Consider the following 22,871-nt stretch of genomic DNA (forward strand, 5'->3'; position numbering starts at 1 on the left):
CAATCGACAACAAGGAGCGAGGCATGCGGATTCTGGTAGTGGGCGCGGGCGCCATCGGCGGATATTTCGGGGCGCGGCTGCTCGAAGCGGGCCGCGACGTGACGTTTCTCGTGCGCGAGCGGCGTGCGCAACGGCTGCGCGACGGCGGCCTGAACGTGCGAAGCCCCGAGGGCGATGTGCGTTTCACCAATCCGCCGATCGTGCTCACGCAGGATATCGACAAGCCGTTCGATCTCGTGCTGCTCAGTTGCAAGGCTTACGATCTCGACAGTGCGATCGATTCGCTGGCGCCCGCCGTCGGCCCGGATACGGCCATCCTGCCGCTCCTGAACGGCATGGCGCATCTCGATGCGCTCGACGCGCGCTTCGGCGCGGACAAGGTGCTGGGCGGCCAATGCGTGATCGCGGCGACGCTCGATGCTCACGGCGCAATCGTTCATCTGAACACGATGCAGTCGATGACCATCGGCGAACGCGCGGGCGGGCGGTCAGCGCGTATCGATTCGATCGGTGAGCAACTGGCCGGCGCGCGCTTTGAACTGAACGTCACCGAGAACATCCTGCAGGCAATGTGGGACAAGTGGGTTTTCCTCGCGACGCTCGCCGCCGGAACCTGTCTGATGCGCGCGCCCATTGGCGATATCGTGGCCGCGCCCGGCGGCGAAGCGCTGCTGCGCGGGCTCTTCGAAGAATGCAGCGGCGTCGCCCGTGACAACGGTCATGCGCCGGGCGAAGCGGTGATCGCGCGCTCGCGCACGTTCTTCTCGGAGCGCGGCTCGCTGATGACCGCGTCGATGCTGCGCGACATCGAAAACGACGCGGCGATCGAAGCGGATCATATCGTCGGGAATCTGTTGGCGCGGCGAAAGGCAGCGGTGGATGGAACGTCGTTGCTGGCGGTCGCCTACGCGCACTTGAAGGCGTATGAGGCGCGGCGCGGGCGTGCGTCGAAAGGCTGAGCAATTGCGAGAGGCGCACCTGACGCTGTACGCTTGCCGCTTTCTCGCCTTTTCTTGCGCGCCATGCATCAGAGCGACACGCCCCGGCCCACCATCGCCGAAATCTTCATCGGCTTTCTGACGCTCGGCCTCACGGCGTTCGGCGGCGCGCTGCCGCTTGCACGGCGCGAAATCGTCGAGCGCCGCAAATGGCTCGATGCCGACGCGTTCACCGATCTACTCGGGCTCTGCCAGTTTCTTCCGGGCGGCAACGTCATCAATCTGTCGGTGGCTATCGGCATGAAATTTCGCGGGCTGCCCGGCGCGCTCGCGGGCTTGCTCGGGCTGCTGGCCGGGCCATCGCTGGTCGTGATCGCGCTCGGCGTGATCTATCAGCGCACGCATCACGATCCGCGCGTCGCGCATCTGTTCGCGGGCCTCGCGGCGGCCGCGGCGGGACTGCTGGTCGCGATGTCGGTCAAGCTCATGTGGCCGCTTCGCAAGAAGCCCGAAGCCGCTGTCGTCGCGCTCGCGATGTTCGCGGCCATCGCCCTGTTCCGCACGCCGCTGCTCCCGTCCATGCTCGTGCTCACGCCGGTTTCGGTACTCATCGCATGGAAGGTGCGCCGATGAAAGACGATCTTGTCTCCCTCGCCGCGATCTTCAGCCAGTTGTCGCTGCTCGCATTCGGCGGCGGCAACACCATCCTTCCCGAAATGCAGCGGCAAGTCGTGCAGGTCCATCACTGGATGACCAAAGCCGACTTCTCCGCGCTTTTCGCGCTCGCGCAGGCCGCGCCCGGACCCAACATGATGGTCGTCACGCTGATCGGCTGGCACGTCGCGGGATGGCCGGGCGTGCTGATTACATCGGTTGCGAAGTTCGGGCCGTCATCGCTCGTGACGATCGCCGCGCTGCACGCGTGGGAGCGCTTCAAGGACCGTCCGTGGCGGCGTTACGTGCAGCTCGGACTCGTGCCGGTCACCGTCGGGCTCGTCGCGGCGAGCGCGCTGCTGATCGCGGAAGCGTCCGATCAGACCGCGATGCTCGCCGGCATCACGGTCGCCGTCGCGTGGCTGGCTTACCGGACGAGGCTGCATCCGCTGTGGCTGCTCGGGGCCGGCGCGCTGATCGGCCTGACGGGATTCGGGCAGTGAAGCACGCGCGGGCTGGCAGGTTTTCTGCTGCTTCGCGAGACAACGAACGCACGAGGACAGCGCCATGAGCATGACCACCGAATATGCGAAGACCGCGCCCGACCGCAGCGAAGTCGACGCCCTCACCGGGCCCACGGTCGTGGAGTTCGGCACCGACTGGTGCGGGTACTGCCGCGCCGCGCAGCCGCTGATCGCGCAGGCGTTTCAGGCGCATCGCGGCGTGCATCACATCAAGATCGAGGACGGCAGCGGCCGTCCGCTCGGCCGGTCCTTCCGCGTCAAGCTCTGGCCGACGCTCGTCTTCATGCTCGGCGGCAAGGAAGTCGCGCGCCTCGTGCGCCCCGGCGATGCCGGCGAAATCCGCGACGCGCTCGCGCTCATCGACGAGCCGCTCGCCGAATGATGGCGAGTTAAGGGTTATCGCCGAAGAGACACGCGCGGCGTCGACTTGTATGATGACCCGATGACATTGCACACCACGCCGCCGCGCATGTTCGAGAAGATTTCGCCCCGTGCGCTTTCCGATACCGTCGCGCAGCAACTTCAAAAGCTGATCGAGAAAGGCAGTTTCGCGGCGACCGGCAAACTGCCGAGCGAAGCCGTGCTCGCGCAGGAATTCGGCGTGAGCCGAACGGTGATCCGCGAGGCCGTGTCGCGTCTCAAGAACGAAGGCATGGTCGAGCCGAAGCAGGGCAGCGGCGTGTTCATTGTCGAGCGGGCGGGCATCCGGCCATTGCGCATCGATTACGCGCAGGCCGTCGAGCCGGGCGCGGTCGTGCAGATTCTCGCGCTGCGGCGGGCTATCGAAGCCGAGGTCGCCGCCGAGGCCGCCACGCGCCGCACCGATGCGCACCTCGCCGCTATCGACGCGGCGCTCGCCCGCATCGACGAAGCGGTGCGCGCTGGCCGCGATGGCGTCGCGGAAGACGTGGCGTTTCATCGCGAGATCGCGAACGCGACCGGCAATCCATATTTCCTCAAGACACTCGCGTTCCTGAATCAGTATCTGGAGGCGGGCACGCTCGTCACGCGCCGCAACGAGGCGCTGCGTGAGGACTTCTCGCGGCAGGTGCGCGAAGAGCACGCCGCAATTGCCGACGCCATTCGTGCGGGCGATCCGGCAGCGGCGCGTCACGCCGCCCAGACGCATCTTTACAACGCCGCGCGCCGTCTCGCGGAAGCCGGCATCCGCTAACCATCACTCGAAGAGAATCGCCATGTCCAGAAACGTGGGAGTCATCGGCTTGGGCGCAATGGGACTGGGCGTCGCGCGCTCGCTGTTGCGCGCGGGGTTCGCCGTTCATGCGTGCGATGTGCGCCGCGACGTGCTCGACGCCTTCGCCGCGGAAGGCGGCATCGCATGCGCGTCGCCGGCGGAGCTGGGCGGCAAGTGCGATGTGGTCGTCACGCTCGTCGTCAACGCGGCGCAGACGGAAGCCGTGCTGTTCGGCGATGACGGCGCCGTACCCGCGATGAAGCCGGGCGGCGTCGTGCTCGCCTGCGCGACGGTTTCGCCGGCTTTCGCGGTGGAACTCGGCAAGCGCGTGGAGGCGGCGGGCCTGCGGATGATCGACGCTCCCGTTTCCGGCGGCGCGGCCAAAGCGGCATCCGGCCAGATGACGATGATGACGTCCGGCCCCGCCGATGCCTACGCCGCATGCGAAGACGTGCTCGAAGCGATCGCGGGCAAGGTGTATCGGCTCGGCGATGCCCACGGCGCGGGATCGAAGGTGAAGATCATCAATCAATTGCTCGCGGGCGTGCACATCGCGGCGGCCGCCGAAGCGATGGCGCTCGGTTTGCGCGAGGGCGTCGATCCGGACGCGCTCTACGATGTCATCACGCACAGCGCGGGCAACTCGTGGATGTTCGAGAACCGCGTCCCGCACGTGCTGTCGGGCGACTACACGCCGCTTTCCGCCGTCGATATCTTCGTGAAGGACCTGGGCCTCGTGCTCGATACGGCGCGCACGTCGAAGTTTCCGCTTCCGCTGTCGGCGGCGGCGCATCAGATGTTCATGATGGCGTCGACGGCCGGCCACGGCGGCGAGGACGATATCGCGGTCATCAAGATCTTTCCGGGCATCGAGGTTCCGAAAACCGCGAAGTGACCGCAGCGCCCGGCCTGCCACGACAACACATGCAAGGAGAACGCAATGCCCCGCTTCGCCGCCAATCTCACGATGATGTACCCGGAACACGCGTTCCTCGACCGCTTCGCCGCCGCCGCGAAGGACGGCTTCGAGGCGGTCGAATTCCTGTTTCCGTATGACTTCCCCGCCGCCGAGATCAAGACGCGCCTGAGCGATAACGGCCTCGCGCAGGCGCTTTTCAACGCGCCGCCGGGAGACTGGGCGGCGGGCGAGCGCGGCATCGCTTCGTTGCCGGGGCGCGAGGACGAGTTCAGGGCGAGCGTCGATCGCGCGCTCGAATACACGGCGGTGCTCGGCAACCCGAAGCTGCACGTGATGGCGGGTCTCATTGGGCCGCAGCAGTCGCGAGACGAGCATCGCGCGGTGTATCTGAAGAATCTCGACTACGCGGCGAAAGCGGCGCGGGGCGCGGGCATCGGTATCGTGATCGAGCCGATCAATACGCGCGATATCCCCGGCTTCTTTCTCAATCGTCAGGACGAAGCGCAGGCCATCTGCGATGAAATCGGCGCGCCGAACCTGCAGGTGCAGTTCGATATCTATCACTGTCAGATCGTCGAAGGCGATGTCGCCGTCAAGCTCAAGCGCGACATGAAGCGGCCCAACGCGGGCATCGGACATATTCAGATTGCGGGCGTGCCGGATCGCAACGAGCCGGACATCGGCGAGATCAACTATCCGTATTTGTTCGACCTGATCGATTCGCTCGGCTACGACGGATGGATCGGCTGCGAATATCGTCCGAAGGCGGGCACGTCCGACGGCCTCGGCTGGCTCAAGTCCTATCTCTGATTCGGGAGCGATGCGAATGAAGATCCTCATCACCGGCGGCGCGGGTTTTCTGGGTCAGCGGCTAGCCAGACGGCTGCTCGATCGCGGCGAATTGAACGGCAAGCCCGTCACGGAGCTTGTCTTGCTCGACGTGGCGCGTCCCGCCGATGCCGCGCTTCTCGCCGATTCCCGCGTGCGCGCCGAAACCGGCGACATCTCGGACCGCGCGGTGCTGGAGCGTCACGTCGACGCGAGCACTGAAGCAATCTTCCATCTTGCCGCGATCGTATCGGGGCAGGCGGAAGCCGACTTCGACCTCGGGATGAAGATCAATCTGGATGCATCGCGTGCGCTGCTCGAAGTGTGTCGCGCGGCGGGACATGTGCCGCGCGTCGTGTTCACGAGTTCGGTCGCGGTCTATGGCGGCGCGCTGCCGGCCATCGTTCAGGACGATACGGCGCTCAATCCGCAATCTTCCTACGGCACGCAGAAGGCGATCGCCGAATTGCTGCTGTGCGACTATGCGCGGCGCGGTTTCGTCGATGGCCGCGTGCTGCGGCTGCCGACCATCAGCGTGCGGCCGGGCAAGCCGAACGCGGCGGCGTCGTCGTTTGCGAGCGGCATCATTCGCGAGCCGCTGAACGGTGAGCGCTCGACGTGTCCCGTCGATGGTGAAACGCGTCTGTGGCTGCTGTCGCCGCGAAGCGCGATCGAGGCGCTCATCGCCGGCTGTGAACTGGATCGCGCGGCACTGGGGAATCGTCCCGTCGTGAATCTGCCGGGATTGTCGGTGAGCGTGAACGAGATGGTCGCGGCATTGCGCGAAGTGGCGGGCGACGAAGCGGCGGCGCGCATCGACTGGCAGCGCGACGAGCGCATCGAGAAGATCGTCGGAAGCTGGCCGGGCGCGTGGGACACGTCGCGGGCGAAGCAACTCGGGCTGGCGGGGGATGGGTCGTTTGCGGAGGTGGTTCGGGGCTATATCGAGGAGGAGGGTCGGGCTTAAGGAGCGCACGTTCCCGGCAACCGGCGTGACCCCGTCCCCCTGCACGCCGTCACGCTTTCATCCGCATTTCCGCGCTAAACTCATCCCTTAAATGTGACGAAGGCCGGCCCGGCGCTCCATGCGCCGCCATGGATCACGGGCGTCGCTCGCCCGTTTTCCCCAATCTCCGGTTCTCCCTTCGCCGCCTCCGCGCGCGAAGCCGCTTCGTCCCGTCACTTGCCGTAGCGCCCAAGCGGGAGATTCCCATGTTGCTGCATCAGCTAGTCGATCGTTTCGGCCCGGCGATCGTTTTCCTCAACGTGATGGGCTCGGCGCTCGGGCTGCCCGTGCCCGCCATGCCGACGATGATCATCGTCGGCGCATCCATCGCGTTGATGGCCGTGAACGGCGCCGCGTTCTGGACGCCGCTGGCGGGCGTTCTGTGCGTCGCGGTGGCGGGCGGGGTGCTGGGCGATTTCGTCTGGTTCCAGGGCGGGCGCAAATACGGCGACCGCACGCTCAAAACCATCTGCAAGCTCTCGCTGTCACGCGACACCTGCGTCAAAAAAACCGAACGCTTCTTCGGCCGGTGGGGCGTGCGAATCCTGCTCGTCGCGAAGTTCATCCCCGGACTGTCGCTCGTTTCCGTGCCGCTCGCCGGCGCAATGGGCGTGCGGCTGCGCAGCTTCATCGCGCACGACGGCGCAGGCATCGCGCTGTGGGGAGCGGTCGGCCTGAGCGTCGGCGTCCTGTTCGCCGCGGAGCTGGAAATGGTCTTCGCGCTGATCTCGCGGCTCGGGCGGCAAGCCGGGATGGTCGTCGCCGTCCTGCTTGCGATCTATGTGACGTATCGCTGGTGGCGTCGCCGCGCGCTGATGGCGACGCTCGAAAAAGCGCGCATCACCGTCGACGATCTGTACTCGCTGATGCACGCCGAACCGCTGCCCGTGATCTTCGACATCCGCTCGGCCGAAAAGCGCATGCTCGATCCGTTCGCCATTCCGGGCGCGCTCTTCGCCGACGAGCGCGAGCTGCAGAAGATCATTGAAAGCTACGACAAGTCGCGCAAGGTCGTGATCTATTGCTCGTGTCCGAACGAAGTGTCGGCGGCGTGGATGGCCAAGACGATGCGCAACGCGGGCTTTCGCGACGTGCTGCCGCTGACGGGCGGCCTCGACGCGTGGCGGCTCGCCGGTTTCGAAGTCGCCAATCTCACCGAGTTCGGCGAACTCGCGGCGACGAGTCCCGAAGAAGCGGAGCAGATGGCGGCGGCATGCTCGCTGCCCATCGTGCAGCAGGTCAAGGAAGTTCAGGCGGCACAGGCGGCTGCGTCCCTGCATGAACCAGGCTTACCCCACGGAGATCGCGCATGAGTACGACCCCGAGCAACGGGCACGCAATCGAGATGCCGAACGTCGTCGCCTGGAGCCCGGGAATGCCGCCGCCCGACGATCCGAACGTCGTGCCGACGGGCGTCAATGCACCCGCATCCGGCGATGACAGCGCGCCGTTCTCGCCGCTGCACACGCGCTCGCATCAGATGTTTCCGCGCCTCACCGACGGCGAAATCGAGCGCATGAGCCGCTTCGGCACCGCGGCGCGCTGGCGTGCGGGCGAGTGGATGTTCCGCATGGGCGAAGTCGGGCGCGGCATGGTCATCATCCTGAACGGACTCGTGCGCGTCACGCGGCGCGATGCGCTCGGCGCGAACCAAATCATCGTCGAACACGGCGCGGGGCATTTCCTCGCGGAAGTCGCGCAGTTGTCCGGCAAGCCCTGTCTCGTCGACGGCATGGCGGTGGAAGACGTCGAAGGCATCGTCGTGCCGCCCGAGCGGCTCCGTGCGCTGCTCGTCGCGGAAGCCGAACTCGGCGAGCGGATCATGCGCGCGCTGATCCTGCGGCGCGTCGGCCTGATCGAGAAAGGCAGCGGCCCGGTGCTGCTCGGCCAGTCCGACGATGGCCGCCTCGTGTCGCTGCAAGGCTTCCTGCGCCGCAACGGCTATCCGCACACGGTCATCGACGCCTGCTCGGACCCGGACGCAATCGCGCTGCTCGAACGCATCTCGGCATCGACGGCGGATTTTCCGCTCGTCATCTGCCCCGATGGCACCGTGCTGCGCGCGCCCGACGAAAATCAGCTCGCCACCCAACTCGGCTGGCTGCCCGAATTCGATCCGGCGCATGTCTACGATGTCGCCATCGTCGGGGCCGGCCCCGCGGGTCTCGCGACGGCCGTTTATGCGGCGTCCGAAGGATTGTCGGTGGCGGTGTTCGATTGCCGCGCGCCGGGCGGGCAGGCGGGCGCGAGCGCGCGCATCGAAAATTATCTGGGCTTTCCGACCGGCATCTCCGGCCAGGCGCTCGCGGGCCGCGCGTTCGTGCAGGCCCAGAAATTCGGCGCGCATATCGCGATTCCGACGCGCATCAAGGCGCTGCACTGCGGTTCATCGCCGATTCAGATCGAACTGGAGAACGGCGCGCGCGTGACCACGCAAACGGTCGTGATCGCGTCGGGCGCGGCGTATCGGCGGCCGGCAATCGAAGGGCTCGAGCGTTACGAAGGGCATGGCACGTACTACTGGGCGTCGCCGGTCGAGGCGAAGCTGTGCAAGAACGCGGAAGTCGTGCTCGTCGGCGGCGGCAATTCGGCGGGGCAGGCGGCGGTGTATCTGGCGTCGCACGCGAAGCACGTACATGTGCTGATTCGCGGTTCCGGGCTCGCGGCGAGCATGTCGCATTATCTGGTCGAGCGCATCGGCTCGCTGCCGAACGTGACCGTACGCACGCGTACCGAAATCGTCTCGCTGAAGGGCGATGACCGCGCGCTCACGGCCATCCACTGCAAGACGCCCGATGGCCCGCTCACGCTCGAATCGCGCCATCTGTTCCTCTTCACCGGCGCGGACCCGAACACGGACTGGCTGCGCGACTGCAGCGTGAGCGTGGATGGCAAGGGCTTCGTGCTGACCGGCCCCGAAGCGCACGACGGACGCACGCAAGGGGTGATGGGCCTGGAGACGAGCGTGCCGGGCGTATTCGCGATCGGCGACGTGCGTTCGACATCGACCAAGCGCGTCGCGGCTGCGGTAGGCGAGGGCGCGGCGGTCGTCGCGCAGATTCACGGCTTGCTCGCGCAGCGGCAGGCTCTGAGCGTCGCCGGGGCGTAGCGTTCAGGCGCCTGCCGGAAACCGCAGCGTGAACTCGATCCATCCATCCGGCGAACACTCGGCCGACGCGCTGCCGCCATGCATGCGCACGATCGCCTGGACGATGGACAAGCCGAGCCCGCTCGATTCCGTGAACTCGCTGCGGGCCGCGTCGCCGCGATAAAAGCGGTCGAAGAGCCGCGTAAGCTCTTCGTTCGCGATGACGGCGCCGCGATTGCCCACGACGATGCACGCGCCGTTCGCATCGGCATGACCGGACAGACGCACGACGGTCCCCGCCGTCGCATAGCGCACTGCATTCACCACGACGTTGCCGATCGCGCGCCGGCACATGATCGCGTTGGCGTGCATCGCGCCGCTGGCGTCGATATCGAACGTGATGCGGCGTTCTTCCGCGATGCCTTCGAAATATGCCGCAATGGTTTCGAGTTCGTCGCGAATGTCGATACGCTCGCGCGCGATCGGCTGTTGCGAATGATCCGCCTGTGCAAGAAAAAGGATGTTCTGCGCGATGCGCGAGAGCCGCTCCAGTTCTTCGAGATTCGATTCGAGCACGCCGCGATATTCGGCGACGCTGCGTTCGTGCGCGAGCATGACCTGCGTCTCGCCGATCAATACGCCGATCGGCGTGCGAAGCTCGTGCGCCAGGTCCGCCGAGAATTGCAGCAGACGTTCGTAACCGTGTTCGAGCCGGTCGAGCATCGCGTTGAACGACGCCGCGAGGCTTTGCAGTTCCGCCGGCGCATGAGCGACGTCGAGCCGCGCCGACATGCGGTTCGGCGTGATCTCGGCGGCCTTGTCGGCCATCAGCCTGAGCGGCATGAGCCCGCGGCTCGTGACCCAGTACGCGAGCAGCATCGTCACTGCGACCGCGCCGATCACCGTGAACCATACGCGTTCGAGATACGCGGACAGCACGCGCGCTTCCTGCGTCATCACGTGCGCCGCGATGATGTCGACCACTTCGCCGCTATCGCCGATGCGCGCCTGCGCGCCGACCCAGCGCATGCGCACGCCGTCGGCGCGCGTGCCTTCGTACAGGTCGTCGAGACCGATGCGGCGATCGACCGGCACGATCGACAGCGGGGGCAACGGCATGCGCTCCGGATTGACGTTGATGAACGGCGCCGTGCCCGCGCGCCGGAAGAGGATCACGTCCTGCCGGTCGCCCAGCATGGTTTCGAAGAGCCGGGGCCGCGCTTCGAGTTCGTTGATCGTATAGAGGTCGTGCAGCAGCGAGCGAAAATGTTCGACGCGCGCGATCACCTGATAATCGGCGCGCGTGGACAGCGCGGAGTTCGTCGCCTGATACAGCGATGCGCCGACCATGCCGACGACCACGCATACGATCGCCGCAAACGACAGCGCAATGCGAACCGCGAGCGATTGCGAAGGCCGCCTCAAGAATCTTCCCCGAACGAATAGCCGATGCTGCGCACGGTATGGATGAGCTTCAGTTCGAACGGATTGTCGATCTTCGCGCGCAGACGCTTGATGGCGACATCGACCACGTTGGTATCGCTATCGAAGTTCATGTCCCACACTTCGGATGCAATCAGCGTGCGGGACAGCGCTTCGCCCCGATGCCTGCAAAAGAGATGCAGCAGCGCGAACTCCTTGTTCGTCAGCACGATGTCGATGCCCTTCCTCGTGACCTTGCGGCGCAGGACATCGACGTGAAGATCGGCGACCTGAAAGGTATCCGATTCGCGCATCACCCCACGGCGTAGCAGCGTGCGAATGCGCAGCACGAGTTCGGTGAACGAGAACGGCTTGACTAGATAATCGTCCGCGCCGAGTTCGAGGCCGTGAATGCGGTCGCTGACCTGATCGCGCGCCGTGAGAAAGATGACAGGCAGGTCACGCTTCGCGCGCAATGCGGACATGATCTGCCATCCGTCGATGCCCGGCAGCATCACATCGAGCACGATCAGTTCGTATGGGTTCGCGAGGGCCTGATGCAGGCCGTCCGTGCCGTTGCGCACGAGATCGACCTGATAGCCGGACTCGATAAGCCCTTTTTTCAGGTAGTCGCCGGTCTTGCGGTCGTCTTCGATCACGAGGATGGTCATGCGCGTGCTTCGCTGTCGTCGATACGTTGACGCCATTCTGCCAGCGCGCGCGTGAGGCCGGCGGAGTATGACAAAAAAGTCATCGAGTGGTCATCGATCCATCAGCGCCGCGCCGTTAGCATCCGTTTCATGCTCCTGTTTCGAGTCCCATTAACCCGACGCGAGGTCCGACGTGCAGCAAGGAACGCTACAGCCGCTATGGCTGCGTATCACGCACTGGCTCAATGCGATCGCCATCGTCGTGATGGTGACGAGCGGATGGCAGATCTATAACGCATCGCCGATCTTCAGGCCGCTCACGTTTCCGTCATCGATTACGCTCGGCGGCTGGCTCGGCGGCGCGCTGCAATGGCACTTCGCGGCCATGTGGCTGCTGGTGGCGAACTTCATCGTGTATGTGGCGATGAATCTTCTTACCGGGCGCTTTCGCCGGCGCATGTTTCCGTTGAGCATCAAGAGCGTCGCGCACGATGCGCTCGCCGCATTGCGCGGCAAGCTCGGCCACGACGATCTCACGCACTACAACGCCGTGCAGAAGCTCGCTTATCTCGCGGTGATCGTGGATATCGTGGTCATCGTTCTTTCGGGCCTCGTCGTGTGGAAGTCCGTGCAGTTTCCCTTGCTTCGCACGCTGATGGGCGGCTACGACAACGCCCGCGTCGTGCATTTCTTCGGCATGAGTTTCCTGGTGGCGTTCGTCGTGCTGCATGTGGTGATGGTCGCCCTCGTGCCGCGGTCGCTCGTGCTGATGATCAGAGGACGTTAAGGCCATGTCGATTCTCAAACCCAGGCTCGATGCAGAGTCCATCATCAAGGATGCCGCGAAAGAACTGAAAGCGCCCGCACGGCGTCTCTTCGGCAAGCGCATTCTTTCGTTAGGCGGCCTCGTGATGCTGTCGGGCTGCAATCTCACCGACGACAAATCCGTCAACGCGATGCTGCGCAAGATATCGTCGTTCAACGACGACGCGCAGGCGCTGCTCTTCGATCCGAACAAGCTCGCGCCGACGTATCCGGATTCGATGATCACGCGCCCGTTTCCGTTCAACGCGTTCTACGACATCGACGAAGTGCCGGAAGTGGATGCATCCGCGTACAAGCTGGAATTGGGCGGTCTCGTCAAAGGCAAGCGCGTGTGGACGCTCGATGAACTGCACGCGATGCCGCAAGAAAGCCAGGTGACGCGGCACATCTGCATCGAAGGATGGAGCGCGATCGGCAAGTGGGGCGGCGTGCGCTTCGCCCATTTTCTGGCGCGAGCGGGCGCGGACACGAGCGCGAAGTATGTCGCTTTTCACTGCGCGGACAACTACTCGACGAGCATCGACATGCCAACCGCGCTGCACGCGCAGACGCTGCTCACGCTGACTTACGACGGCCAGGTCTTGCCGCCGAAATACGGATTCCCGATGAAGCTGCGCATGCCGACCAAGCTCGGCTACAAGAATCCGAAGCATATCGTCGCGATTACCGTGACCAACGATTACCCCGGCGGCTATTGGGAGAACCAGGGCTATAACTGGTTCGGCGGTTCCTGATGACGCTTCTGCATCGCTTACCTTGTCCACTCACTGAAGGAGATTCAATGTCGATTCGCATGAAACTCGGCCTCAGCATCGCGGTGCTCGCGTTCACGACCGCCGCCTTCGCGCAGACGCCTGCAGCCAAGCCGACGCGCATTCGCGGCGATATCGTCGCGTTGTCGGGCGATACCCTGACCGTGCATCGCCGCAGCGGCGATACCGTGAAGATCGCGGTGAAGTCCGATACACCCGTCACGGCGCTGAAAAACATCAAGCTGTCCGACATCAAGCCGGGTCAGTTCGTCGGCACGGCCGCCACCACCGGCACCGATGGCAAGCTGACGGCCACCGAAGTGCTCGTCTTCCCGGAAGCCGCGCGCGGCACCGGCGAAGGCCACTATGCGTGGGATCTCGGCCCGCAAAGCTCGATGACCAACGCGAACGTCGATCAGGTCGTGCAGGGCACGAGCGGGCGCGACTTGAAGCTGTCGTACAAGGGCGGATCGAACGCGGTGACGGTGCCCGAGAACGTACCCGTCGTGACCTTCGCGCCGGCCACGCATGACGATCTCAAGCCCGGCAAGAAGGTGTTCGTGGTGGCGAGCCCGGAAAGCGGCGGCGCGTATGCGGCGCAGCGGATCGTCGTCGAAAAGGATGGCGTCGCCCCGCCGATGTAATCGCACGGGCGGATTTCAGGCCGCGTCGCGCTTCTCGGTCATATGCTCGAAGAAGCGCGCCGCGCGCCGGTCGCCCGCGTACGCGGAGTTGATCCGCACCCAAGGACACGCTTCGCCGTTCGGCCGATAGTAGCTTCCCGGCGCGAGCGTGACGCCGAACTTCAACGCTTCGTCCACGAGCACCGCTGAATCGTCGATGCCGGGCACGCTCGCCCAAACCAGGCTGCCGCCGCCCGGTTCATCGAACACTTTCCAGCCGTAACGTTCGAGCTGCTGCACCGCGCTCGACAGCGAATCGCGCACGCGCTTGCGCAGCCGCTCCAGATACTTGCGATACGTCCCGCGCTCGAGCAGGCTTGCCGCGACGCTCTCGGCGAATCGCGTTCCGCCGAGGCTCGTCAGCACTTTCACATCGACGAGATCCTTCACGAGCTGCCGGTTCGCGGCGAGATAGCCGATTCGCAGCGACGACGACAGCGTCTTCGACAAGCCCCCCACGTAGATCACGCGGTCGAACTGATCGAGCGATGCCAGCCGTTGCGTCGGCACAGCCTGGAAGTCGGCGTAGATGTCGTCTTCGACGAGCGCGAAACCATGCAGCGTCGCGAGTTGCAGCAGCTTGAACGCGACTTGCGGCGAGATGTTCGTCGCCGTCGGGTTCTGGAAGACCGTGTTGACGAAGAATAGCTTCGGCTTGTGCTGCTTCAGCAGCATTTCGGCGGCGTCGATGTCGGGTCCGTTGGCGAGCCGCGGCACGCCGACGAGACGCACGCCTTGCAGCTTCAGCAGGCCGAACAGGTTGTAGTAGCCGGGATCTTCGACGAACACGGTATCGCCCGGCTTCAGCATCGTGCGCACGATCAGATCGAGCGCCTGGCTCGCGCCGTTCGTGATCATCACGTTCGGCGAATCGGCGGCGATGCCGAGCGCGTTGAGCCGCAGGGTCACTTGCTGGCGCAGCGTGGCGTCGCCGTGCGGAATCGCGTAGTCGATCACGCTCGATACATCGCTGCGCGACGCCTGACGGATGGCCTGCGTGAGGCCGTCCACATCGCGCCACGACTCGGGGATGAAGCCGCTGGAGAGCTTTAGCGTCTCGCCGGGATAGTTGAACTGCTGAAGCACCTGATTCGATTCTTCTTCCGCGAGACGCGGATCGCAGTTTCCGGACTCGGCGTCGCGGTCGTCGACGCGATTCGCCACATAGAAGCCCGAGCCGTGCTTCGGCTGAATGAGGCCGCGCGAGGCAAGGCGGTCGTAGGCCTCAATCACGGGGAAGCGGCTGATGCGCTGCTCGGCGGCGAGCTGGCGGATCGACGGCAGCTTCGCGCCGGCCAGCACGCGCCGCGAGCGGATCATCGCTTCGATCTGGCTGACGATCTGCTCGGTGAGCGGCACGCCGGTCGCGCCGTCGATTCTGAGCGGAAGTGCGTTCATCGTTTCAAGTGTTCGGTGGAGTCGGGTGAACAGTTGGACGCGCTGTTCGCTGAGTGTCAGAAGTGATTCGAACGCAGCCGTAAAGCCATGTCAAGCCGTCCGTACGGCTAACGCAGTGTCCTGTTGCCGACTGAACAGTGGAAACTGTTCACCCTGTCTGACTTAACAGTTCCGATGCAACTGTATGCAAGTGTTCATTCAAGATGTTCGGAACCGGCCGAATAATATGCACAACGGCCAAGCGACGACTGCCACGGCGCGGCCATCCGATGAATCGACTGGGAGCGGCATCATGCGTGAAATCCGGACATTCGAACTCGACGGGCGCGATGCGCCAACACGGTGGACGAGCCATCGCCCTCAAACGCTGCGCGTGCTGCGCGGACAAATCTGGATGACGGTCGAAGGAGAGGCGGACGATCACTGGCTGAAAGCCGGCGACGCCGTCGAACTGAAGCCGTATTCGACGATCTGGGTCAGCGGCACATGCGAGGGCAGCCGGTTCGCGTTGGCGTCGGCATCGGCGGGCGACAAGAGCGTGATTGAAGTGCTGCGGGCGTGGTTTGCGCGTCGCCCGGGGCAAAACGGAACGATCGCGTCGAACCTGTGAGGCCGGCGCGAAAAAAAACCCGGCCAAAGCCGGGTCCAATGTTCCCGCGCTCTTTCGAGCGCGGTCACCTGCAAAACTACGGTCGCGCTTAAGCGGCGAGCAGCGAACGCAGCACGAACGGCAGAATCCCGCCGTGCTTGTAGTAGTCGACTTCGATCGGCGTATCGATACGCAGCAGCACCTGCACGCGATCGTCCTTACCGTCCTTGCGATGGATCACGAGCGTGACTTCCTGCTGCGGCTTGAAGTCCTCGCCGAGACCTTCGATGTCGTACGTTTCTTCGCCGGTGATGTTCAGCGACTGAATGCTGTCCGCGCCCTTGAACTGCAGCGGCAGCACGCCCATGCCGACCAGGTTCGAGCGATGGATACGCTCGAAGCTGCGCGCGACCACGGCCTTCACGCCGAGCAGTTGCGTGCCCTTCGCAGCCCAGTCACGCGACGAACCCGTGCCGTACTCTTCGCCCGCGAAGATGACGGTCGGCGTGTCGTCGGCGATGTACTTCATCGCTGCGTCATAGATCGACAGTTGCTCGCCGCTCGGCTGATGAATCGTCAGACCGCCCTCGACCCGCGTGCCGTCCGCCTTCGCCGGAATCATCAGGTTCTTGATGCGGACGTTCGCGAACGTGCCGCGCATCATCACGTCGTGATTGCCGCGACGCGAGCCGTAGCTGTTGAAGTCGGCCTTCTGCACGCCGTTCGCCTTCAGCCACACGCCCGCCGGCGACGTTTCCTTGATCGAACCCGCCGGGCTGATGTGGTCGGTCGTCACCGAATCGCCAAAGATGCCGAGCGCGCGTGCGCCCGTGACAGCCGGGATGGAATCGGCCGGCTTCATCGAGAAGTCGTTGCCGAAGAACGGCGGCTCGGCGATGTACGTCGACTTCGGCCAGTCATAGACCTGACCCGTTTCGCCCGCGATCTTGCTCCACAGGTCGCCTTCCTTCGTGAGCTGCGAGTAGTTCTTGCGGAACGCGTCGGCGTCGAGCGCGAATTTCAGCAGCGCGTGCACTTCTTCGCTCGTCGGCCAGATGTCGCCGAGATACACGTCGCGGCCATCCTTGCCCTTGCCGACCGGCTCGGTCATCAGGTCGCGCGTGATGTTGCCCGCGATGGCGTACGCCACGACCAGCGGCGGCGATGCCAGGAAGTTCGAGCGGATGTTCGGGTGAATGCGCGCTTCGAAGTTGCGGTTGCCCGACAGCACGGCGGCCGCGACGATATCGTTCTTCACGATCGCGTCGTTCAGTTCCGGCGTCAGATCGCCCGCATTGCCGATACACGTCGTGCAGCCGTAAGCGGCCAGCGTGAAGCCGAGCTTGTCGAGATACTGCAGCAGGTCGGTCTTCGTCAGATAGTCGGTGACGATGCGCGATCCCGGCGCCAGCGACGTCTTGATGTGCGGCGCTACCGTCAAACCAGCTTCGACAGCCTTCTTCGCGAGCAGGCCGGCCGCGAGCAGCACGCTCGGGTTCGACGTGTTCGTGCACGAGGTGATGGCGGCGATCAGCACGTCGCCGTTCTTCACGTCGATGCCGTCAGCGGTCTTGTACGTCGCTTCGAGCTCTTCCGGCTTCTTCGCAAAGCCGTTTTCGCCGACCGGCTTCGAGAACAGGTCGGTGAAGGTGCTCTTCACATTGCCGATCTCGATGCGATCCTGCGGGCGCTTCGGACCTGCGAGCGACGGCGCGACGGTCGACAGATCGAGCGTCAGCGTCTTCGTGTAGTCGATCTCGCCGGCGTTCGGCACGCCCCACAGGTTCTGCGCCTTGAAGTAGTTCTCGAACGCGGCGATTTCGGCGTCCGTGCGGCCCGTGCCCTTGAAGTAGTCGATGGTCTTTTCGTCGACCGGGAAGAAGCCCATGGTTGCGCCGTACTCGGGCGCCATGTTGCCGATGGTCGCGCGGTCCGGAACCGCGATCGACGCCGTGCCTTCACCGAAAAACTCGACGAACTTGCCGACGACCTTTTCCTTGCGCAGCATCTCGGTGATGGTCAGCACGAGGTCGGTTGCCGTGCAGCCTTCGCGCAGCTTGCCCTTCAGCTCGACGCCGACCACGTCCGGCGTGAGGAAGTACACGGGCTGGCCGAGCATGCCCGCTTCCGCTTCGATGCCGCCCACGCCCCAGCCCACGACGCCGATGCCGTTGATCATCGTCGTGTGCGAGTCGGTGCCGACGAGCGTGTCCGGGTAGTACACGGTGTCGTTGCCTTCGGCCTTCTTGTGAACGCCGCGCGCGAGGTATTCGAGGTTCACCTGGTGCACGATGCCGACGCCCGGCGGCACGACCTTGAACGTATCGAAGGCCTGCATGCCCCACTTCATGAACTGGTAGCGCTCGTTATTGCGCTGGAATTCCAGCTTCATGTTCAGGTCGAGCGCGTTCGGCTCGCGGAAGTGGTCGATCTGGACGGAGTGATCGACGACGAGGTCCACCGGCACGAGCGGCTCGATTGCCTTCGGGTCCTTGCCGGCACGCTTCGCGACACCGCGCATCGCGGCGATATCGGCGAGCAGCGGCACGCCGGTAAAGTCCTGCAGTACCACGCGCGCGACGACGAACGGAATTTCATCGACGCGGGCCGCGTTCGGCTTCCAGTTCGCGAGCTGCTTGATGTGCTCCTCGCTGATCTTCTTGTCGTCGTAGTTGCGCAGCACCGACTCGAGCACGAGACGGATCGAAACCGGCAGGCGCTGGATGTCGATCTTCAGTGCTTCGCCGAGTTGCGGCAGCGAGTAGAACTTGCCTTTGCCGGAACCGCTGTCGAATTCCTTGAGCGTATTGTGGAGATTGTGGGCCATGGTTGTTTTCCTAGGACTAAACGAGGAAATGCTTCGATGCAACGTTTCTGTATGACCGAGTCGATCGACTAAATCACGTACAGATCGACGTATTCATTGACCGGCATTGCTTCCAGCTTTGCCTGATCGAGCGATACCGCGAGGATCGCGTCTTGTTGCCTGGTCGGAAAGCGGCGCGCGAGATTCGTCCTGAACTTCTCGACGAGCAGCGGAATGCCATCCGCGCGGCGACGCTTGTGACCGATCGGATATTCGACTTCGACTTCATCGAACGTGCTGCCGTCGTTGAACTCGATGGTCAGCGCATTCGCGATGGAGCGCTTGTCCGGGTCGAAATAATCCTGGGTGAATTGCGGGTCTTCCACGCATTCCATCTTCGCGCGCAGCGTGTCGATGCGCGGGTCCTTCGCGACGATGTCTTCGTAATCGGCGGCGGTCAGCCGGCCGAAGATCAGCGGCACGGCGATCATGTACTGGATGCAGTGATCGCGGTCCGCGGGGTTATCGAGCGGCCCCTTCTTGTCGATGATGCGAATGGCCGCCTCATGCGTGCGTATCGTGATCTTCTTGATGTCCTCGACGCCCTTGCCGGCTTCCTTCAGCTTGCCGTGCAGCGTCATGGCCGCTTCCACCGCCGTTTGCGCATGAAACTCGGCCGGGAACGAAATCTTGAAGAGGACGTGCTCCATCACGTACGATCCATACGGACGCTGGAACCGGAATTCGTTGCCCTTGAAGAGGACATCGTAGAAGCCCCAGGTCTTGGCGGTCAGCACGGACGGATAGCCCATTTCGCCGGTCTTCGCGATCAGCGCGAGACGCACGGCGCGCGAGGTCGCATCGCCGGCGGCCCACGACTTGCGCGAGCCCGTGTTCGGCGCATGACGATACGTGCGCAGCGAATGACCATCGACGAACGCGAGCGATACCGCGTTGATGAGTTCTTCGCGCGTGAGGCCGATCATCTGGCCGACCACCGCCGTGGAAGCCAGCTTCACGAGCAGCACGTGATCCAGGCCGACCTTGTTGAACGAGTTCTCGAGCGCGATGCAGCCCTGGATCTCGTGCGCCTTGATCATCGCGATCAGGACGTCTTTCATGGTGAGCGGCGTCTTTCCCGACGCGATCGCGTTACGCGAGAGCCAGTCCGCGGTGGCGAGGATGCCGCCCAGGTTGTCCGACGGATGGCCCCATTCGGCGGCGAGCCAGGTGTCGTTGAAGTCGAGCCAGCGGATCATCGCGCCGATGTTGAAGGCGGCCTGAACCGGATCGAGCTGAAACTGGGTGCCCGGCACCCTGGCGCCGTTGGGGACGATCGTGCCGGGCACGATCGGTCCCATCAGCTTGGTGCAGGCGGGATAGGAGAGGGCTTCGAGTCCGCAACCGAGCGTGTCGATCAGGCAGTTGCGCGCCGTTTCGAGCGCGAGCGTGCTGTCGACGCTGTAGTTGAGAACATAGTCGACTATGTCTACGAGTACCTTGTCCGGCTCGGGGCGGACATTGGAGATCGGTGCGGACATCGAGGATTCCCTGTTTGGATGCTGACGTTGCTTATTCCGCCGGCTTGAGCAGCAGCGGATTCTGCTTCAGCGCTTCGGACTGCGTCGGCGCTGCGGCGCCTGCGGCCATGTCGGACGTCATGCATTCGTCGGCGAGGCGCGACGAATCCTTGTCCGAGAACAGCATCGCCTTGGTCGGGATCACGACAAGGTCCATGCCCGTTGCCGAATCGTGGAAGCGATCCGCGCCGGTCGTCGTTTCCTGACGCGGCAGCTTGTAGTCCTTCTTCGCCCAGTTGACCGTGACGATCGCGTCACGCTTCATGTCGCCCTTCAGATAGAAAGCGAGACCGTCCTTGCAGGCCCACTTCACCGAGCCTTCGGGGATCGGGTCGGTCTTGGCTGCTGCTGCTGCCGCCGCCTTGGGAGAGCGTTTGATGATGCGGCGTGCCGGGGCGGGGCGCTTGGCCTTGCTCGCGCCCGACTCGGTTGTCGCGGCGAAGGCGTCGGCGCTCACGAACACGCTGGTGGTGGCGAGCGTGCCGACGATTGCAGCGATCAGAAGCTTATTCATCTAAAAACCTTTCAAAGACATTGGGGTTGATTGGCGGTTGTTGCGCGGATTGGAACGCTTCACGACGCACTTCCGATCGCGCAAGCCCGCTATTTTCGCTTATTTATCGGCACGAACTTCAGATTCTCCGGCCCCGTATAGTTCGCGCTCGGCCGGATGATCTTGTTGTCGATGCGCTGCTCGATGATGTGCGCGCTCCATCCCGACGTGCGCGAAATGACGAAGAGCGGCGTGAACATCGCGGTCGGCACGCCCATCATGTGATACGAGACCGCGCTGAACCAGTCGAGGTTCGGGAACATTTTCTTCGCGTCCCACATGACCGATTCGAGTCGTTCGGCAATATCGAAGAGCTTCGTGTCGCCCGCTTCGGCCGACAGCGACTTCGCGACTTCCTTGATGACCTTGTTGCGCGGATCGGAGATCGTATAGACCGGATGGCCGAAGCCGATCACCACTTCCTTGTTTTCGACGCGGCGGCGAATGTCGGCTTCGGCTTCGTCGGGCGTCTGATAGCGTGACTGAATCTCGAACGCGACTTCGTTCGCGCCGCCGTGCTTCGGGCCGCGCAGCGCGCCGATTGCGCCGGTGATTGCCGAATACATGTCCGATCCCGTTCCCGCGATCACGCGGCCCGTGAACGTCGAAGCATTGAACTCGTGCTCGGCGTAGAGGTTGAGCGAGACGTGCATCGCCTTGACCCACGACTCGGACGGCGCCACGCCATGCAGCAGATGCAGGAAGTGCCCGCCGATGGAATCGTCGTCGGTTTCCACTTCGATGCGCCGGCCGTTGTGCGAATAGTGATACCAGTAGAGCAGCATCGAGCCGAGCGACGCCATCAGCTTGTCCGCGATGTCGCGCGCACCGGGTACGTTGTGATCGTCCTTTTCGGGCAACACCGTGCCGAGCACGGAGACGCCGGTACGCATGACGTCCATCGGATGCGCGGACGCCGGAATCCATTCGAGCGCCGCCTTCAGGTTCGCGGGCAGCCCGCGCAGCGCCTTCAGCTTCGCTTTGTAGGCGCTCAGTTCCGCGACGTTCGGCAGCTTGCCGTGCACGAGCAGATACGCGATTTCCTCGAATTCGCTCGTGGTCGCAATATCCAGAATGTCGTAGCCGCGATAGTGCAGGTCGTTGCCGGTTTTGCCGACGGTGCACAGCGCGGTATTGCCCGCCGTCACGCCGGAAAGGGCGACGGATTTCTTCGGCTTGAAACCACCCGCTGCGGCGGGCGCGTCGGTCGTTGCGGTGTCGCTCATTGCCTCAAGTCTCCTGTGAACGCTCGTGAAAGAGCGTCGTCTCTTCTGCTTGAAAGGCGCGTCGGACATTCGGCCCGTACGCGGCGTAACGAAACCCTTGCATTCAAGCCGCGCTTCCCATCGAAGCCGCTCCGAAGAGCGGGGCGCACTCGTCCGGCATCGCGTGGCCGGTGGCTTGGGCGCGACGCAGCACCGACCAGTAATAGCGATAGCTCGCGCGGTCGTGCAGCGTGTCGCCGTGGCGCGTCGGCCCCCATTGCGCGCGTTGCGCAGCGAGGAGGATCTCGGCGGCAAGCGTGATCTCGTCCGAGCGCGGCGAGAAGGCATCGACGATAGGCCTGATCTGCGACGGATGGATGCTCCACATGCGGGTGTAGCCGAACTCGTTGCGGGCGCGGGCGGCATCGTTCGCGACGATGCTCATGTCCCGCACTTCCGTCGATACGTTATGCGACGGCGCCTTGCCGTGCGCATGACACGCCGCCGCGATTTCCAGCTTCGCACGGCGCACGAGCGGATGCTCGAACTGGCCGGGCGAGCGCATGGCGGTATCGGGAATGGCGCCGTTGTGCGCGGACACGAAGTCCATCAGCCCGAAGCTCAGCGATTCGACGCCGGCCAGCGCGGCCAGTTCGAAGACTTCCGCGAGCGCGCCGTGCGTTTCGACCAGCAGATGACACGGTATGGCCCGCGCGATGCCGAACTCGCAACGCGATGCCTCGATGAACGCAACCATCTCGGCGGCGTCGAACACGCTGCGGATTTTCGGCAGCATCACGAAAGCAGGCGCTTTCTTTGCCTGACGAAGGATGATGCGAACGTCCTCGCGCCATGCCCGATGATGGAAGTCGTGGATGCGTACGCCGACGCGCCCGAAGCGGTCGTCCTCGCCGCCGACGAACGACGCCACCATCTCCGCATGCTCGGCTTCCTGGCCGACCTGCGCGCCGTCTTCGCAATCGAGCGTGATGTCGAACACCGGCCCGAGTTCGGCCTGCAGCGCGAGCGACTTCCGGATCAGCTTCTCGCTGCCGGCGTAGTGGTCGCAAGGCGGCAGGACGGCGGGTTGCGGCTCGCCGTCGAACAGCACTTCGGCGGGGGTGAGAGCGGGCATTGTCGGCGTCGGCTCCGGTTGGAAAGAGAGTTCGATGCTGCTCGTGCTTCTGATTCGGCCGCGCTCGAATGCCGTTGGCGTTCGTTCAAGCGCGATCGAATCAGCCGCGAACGCCGTGAAG

General features: G+C 64.3%; 22 protein-coding genes. 14 read left to right on the forward strand and 8 right to left on the reverse strand.

Annotated elements, in window-relative coordinates:
* Positions 1 to 23 precede the first annotated feature (23 nt).
* From panE to P9220_RS14420, 10 genes are all read left to right on the forward strand, one after another.
* Positions 24 to 959, forward strand: coding sequence for a 2-dehydropantoate 2-reductase (gene panE, locus P9220_RS14375; RefSeq protein WP_309765670.1), 936 nt, complete (start codon positions 24 to 26; stop codon positions 957 to 959).
* Positions 960 to 1,022: 63 nt separating this feature from the next.
* Positions 1,023 to 1,571 (forward strand): chromate transporter, encoded by a 549-nt coding sequence (locus P9220_RS14380; RefSeq protein ID WP_309765671.1) that lies wholly within the window; start codon positions 1,023 to 1,025, stop codon positions 1,569 to 1,571.
* Entirely contained in the window at positions 1,568 to 2,095 is a 528-nt protein-coding gene (locus P9220_RS14385) for a chromate transporter (RefSeq protein ID WP_309765672.1), read from the forward strand. The genes P9220_RS14380 and P9220_RS14385 overlap by 4 nt, the downstream gene beginning before the upstream one ends.
* Before the next feature lie 64 nt (positions 2,096 to 2,159).
* On the forward strand, positions 2,160 to 2,498 hold the full coding sequence (locus P9220_RS14390) for a thioredoxin family protein (protein ID WP_309765673.1): 339 nt from the start codon (positions 2,160 to 2,162) through the stop codon (positions 2,496 to 2,498).
* An 87-nt stretch (positions 2,499 to 2,585) separates the two neighbouring features.
* Positions 2,586 to 3,290: a FadR/GntR family transcriptional regulator gene (locus P9220_RS14395; protein WP_309766756.1), complete on the forward strand. Its 705-nt coding sequence runs from the start codon at positions 2,586 to 2,588 to the stop codon at positions 3,288 to 3,290.
* A gap of 22 nt (positions 3,291 to 3,312) precedes the next feature.
* Positions 3,313 to 4,206, forward strand: a complete 894-nt coding sequence (gene ltnD, locus P9220_RS14400; RefSeq protein ID WP_309765674.1) for an L-threonate dehydrogenase — start codon at positions 3,313 to 3,315, stop codon at positions 4,204 to 4,206.
* Positions 4,207 to 4,251: 45 nt separating this feature from the next.
* Positions 4,252 to 5,040: a 2-oxo-tetronate isomerase gene (gene otnI / locus P9220_RS14405; RefSeq protein WP_309765675.1), complete on the forward strand. Its 789-nt coding sequence runs from the start codon at positions 4,252 to 4,254 to the stop codon at positions 5,038 to 5,040.
* Positions 5,041 to 5,056: 16 nt separating this feature from the next.
* Positions 5,057 to 6,025, forward strand: coding sequence for a D-erythronate dehydrogenase (denD, locus tag P9220_RS14410; protein ID WP_309765676.1), 969 nt, complete (start codon positions 5,057 to 5,059; stop codon positions 6,023 to 6,025).
* 248 nt (positions 6,026 to 6,273) lie between these two features.
* Positions 6,274 to 7,377: a DedA family protein/thiosulfate sulfurtransferase GlpE gene (locus P9220_RS14415; protein WP_404980289.1), complete on the forward strand. Its 1,104-nt coding sequence runs from the start codon at positions 6,274 to 6,276 to the stop codon at positions 7,375 to 7,377.
* On the forward strand, positions 7,374 to 9,173 hold the full coding sequence (locus tag P9220_RS14420) for an FAD-dependent oxidoreductase (protein ID WP_309765678.1): 1,800 nt from the start codon (positions 7,374 to 7,376) through the stop codon (positions 9,171 to 9,173). The genes P9220_RS14415 and P9220_RS14420 overlap by 4 nt, the downstream gene beginning before the upstream one ends.
* Positions 9,174 to 9,176: 3 nt before the next feature.
* On the opposite strand, the gene P9220_RS14425 is transcribed toward P9220_RS14420, so the two are convergent.
* Complete coding sequence (locus P9220_RS14425; RefSeq protein ID WP_309765679.1) at positions 9,177 to 10,577, reverse strand: heavy metal sensor histidine kinase; 1,401 nt, start codon at positions 10,575 to 10,577, stop codon at positions 9,177 to 9,179.
* Positions 10,574 to 11,245, reverse strand: coding sequence for a heavy metal response regulator transcription factor (locus tag P9220_RS14430; RefSeq protein ID WP_309765680.1), 672 nt, complete (start codon positions 11,243 to 11,245; stop codon positions 10,574 to 10,576). Before P9220_RS14430 ends, P9220_RS14425 begins: the two co-directional genes overlap by 4 nt.
* A gap of 172 nt (positions 11,246 to 11,417) precedes the next feature.
* Here P9220_RS14430 and P9220_RS14435 point away from each other — a divergent pair, with 172 nt between their 5' ends.
* The 3 genes from P9220_RS14435 to P9220_RS14445 are packed head-to-tail and all read left to right on the forward strand — an operon-like array spanning position 11,418 to position 13,445.
* The gene (locus P9220_RS14435) at positions 11,418 to 12,011 is read left to right on the forward strand and encodes a cytochrome b/b6 domain-containing protein (protein WP_309765681.1); all 594 of its coding nucleotides are present in this window, start codon (positions 11,418 to 11,420) and stop codon (positions 12,009 to 12,011) included.
* A 4-nt stretch (positions 12,012 to 12,015) separates the two neighbouring features.
* The gene (locus P9220_RS14440) at positions 12,016 to 12,783 is read left to right on the forward strand and encodes a molybdopterin-dependent oxidoreductase (protein ID WP_309765682.1); all 768 of its coding nucleotides are present in this window, start codon (positions 12,016 to 12,018) and stop codon (positions 12,781 to 12,783) included.
* 47 nt (positions 12,784 to 12,830) lie between these two features.
* Positions 12,831 to 13,445: a DUF5666 domain-containing protein gene (locus tag P9220_RS14445; protein ID WP_309765683.1), complete on the forward strand. Its 615-nt coding sequence runs from the start codon at positions 12,831 to 12,833 to the stop codon at positions 13,443 to 13,445.
* A gap of 15 nt (positions 13,446 to 13,460) precedes the next feature.
* Here P9220_RS14445 and P9220_RS14450 read toward each other — a convergent pair whose 3' ends face one another.
* On the reverse strand, positions 13,461 to 14,882 hold the full coding sequence (locus P9220_RS14450; protein WP_309765684.1) for a PLP-dependent aminotransferase family protein: 1,422 nt from the start codon (positions 14,880 to 14,882) through the stop codon (positions 13,461 to 13,463).
* A 292-nt stretch (positions 14,883 to 15,174) separates the two neighbouring features.
* On the opposite strand from P9220_RS14450, the gene P9220_RS14455 reads away from it, so the two are divergent.
* Positions 15,175 to 15,492 (forward strand): DUF2917 domain-containing protein, encoded by a 318-nt coding sequence (locus P9220_RS14455; RefSeq protein ID WP_309765685.1) that lies wholly within the window; start codon positions 15,175 to 15,177, stop codon positions 15,490 to 15,492.
* An 88-nt stretch (positions 15,493 to 15,580) separates the two neighbouring features.
* Here the strand turns inward: P9220_RS14455 and acnA are convergent, their stop codons facing one another.
* The 5 genes from acnA to P9220_RS14480 all read right to left on the reverse strand — a co-directional run bounded on the left by acnA (position 15,581) and on the right by P9220_RS14480 (position 22,750).
* The gene (acnA, locus tag P9220_RS14460; protein ID WP_309765686.1) at positions 15,581 to 18,298 is read right to left on the reverse strand and encodes an aconitate hydratase AcnA; all 2,718 of its coding nucleotides are present in this window, start codon (positions 18,296 to 18,298) and stop codon (positions 15,581 to 15,583) included.
* Between the two features lie 68 nt (positions 18,299 to 18,366).
* Positions 18,367 to 19,818 (reverse strand): bifunctional 2-methylcitrate dehydratase/aconitate hydratase, encoded by a 1,452-nt coding sequence (locus P9220_RS14465; protein ID WP_309765687.1) that lies wholly within the window; start codon positions 19,816 to 19,818, stop codon positions 18,367 to 18,369.
* Between the two features lie 31 nt (positions 19,819 to 19,849).
* Complete coding sequence (locus P9220_RS14470) at positions 19,850 to 20,371, reverse strand: hypothetical protein (protein WP_309765688.1); 522 nt, start codon at positions 20,369 to 20,371, stop codon at positions 19,850 to 19,852.
* Between the two features lie 89 nt (positions 20,372 to 20,460).
* Complete coding sequence (prpC, locus tag P9220_RS14475; RefSeq protein ID WP_309765689.1) at positions 20,461 to 21,636, reverse strand: 2-methylcitrate synthase; 1,176 nt, start codon at positions 21,634 to 21,636, stop codon at positions 20,461 to 20,463.
* A gap of 103 nt (positions 21,637 to 21,739) precedes the next feature.
* Entirely contained in the window at positions 21,740 to 22,750 is a 1,011-nt protein-coding gene (locus tag P9220_RS14480; protein WP_309765690.1) for an aldolase/citrate lyase family protein, read from the reverse strand.
* Between the last annotated feature and the right edge of the window lie 121 nt (positions 22,751 to 22,871).

It is taken from the genome of Caballeronia sp. LZ016, assembly GCF_031450805.1.
Classification (GTDB): Bacteria; Pseudomonadota; Gammaproteobacteria; order Burkholderiales; family Burkholderiaceae; genus Caballeronia.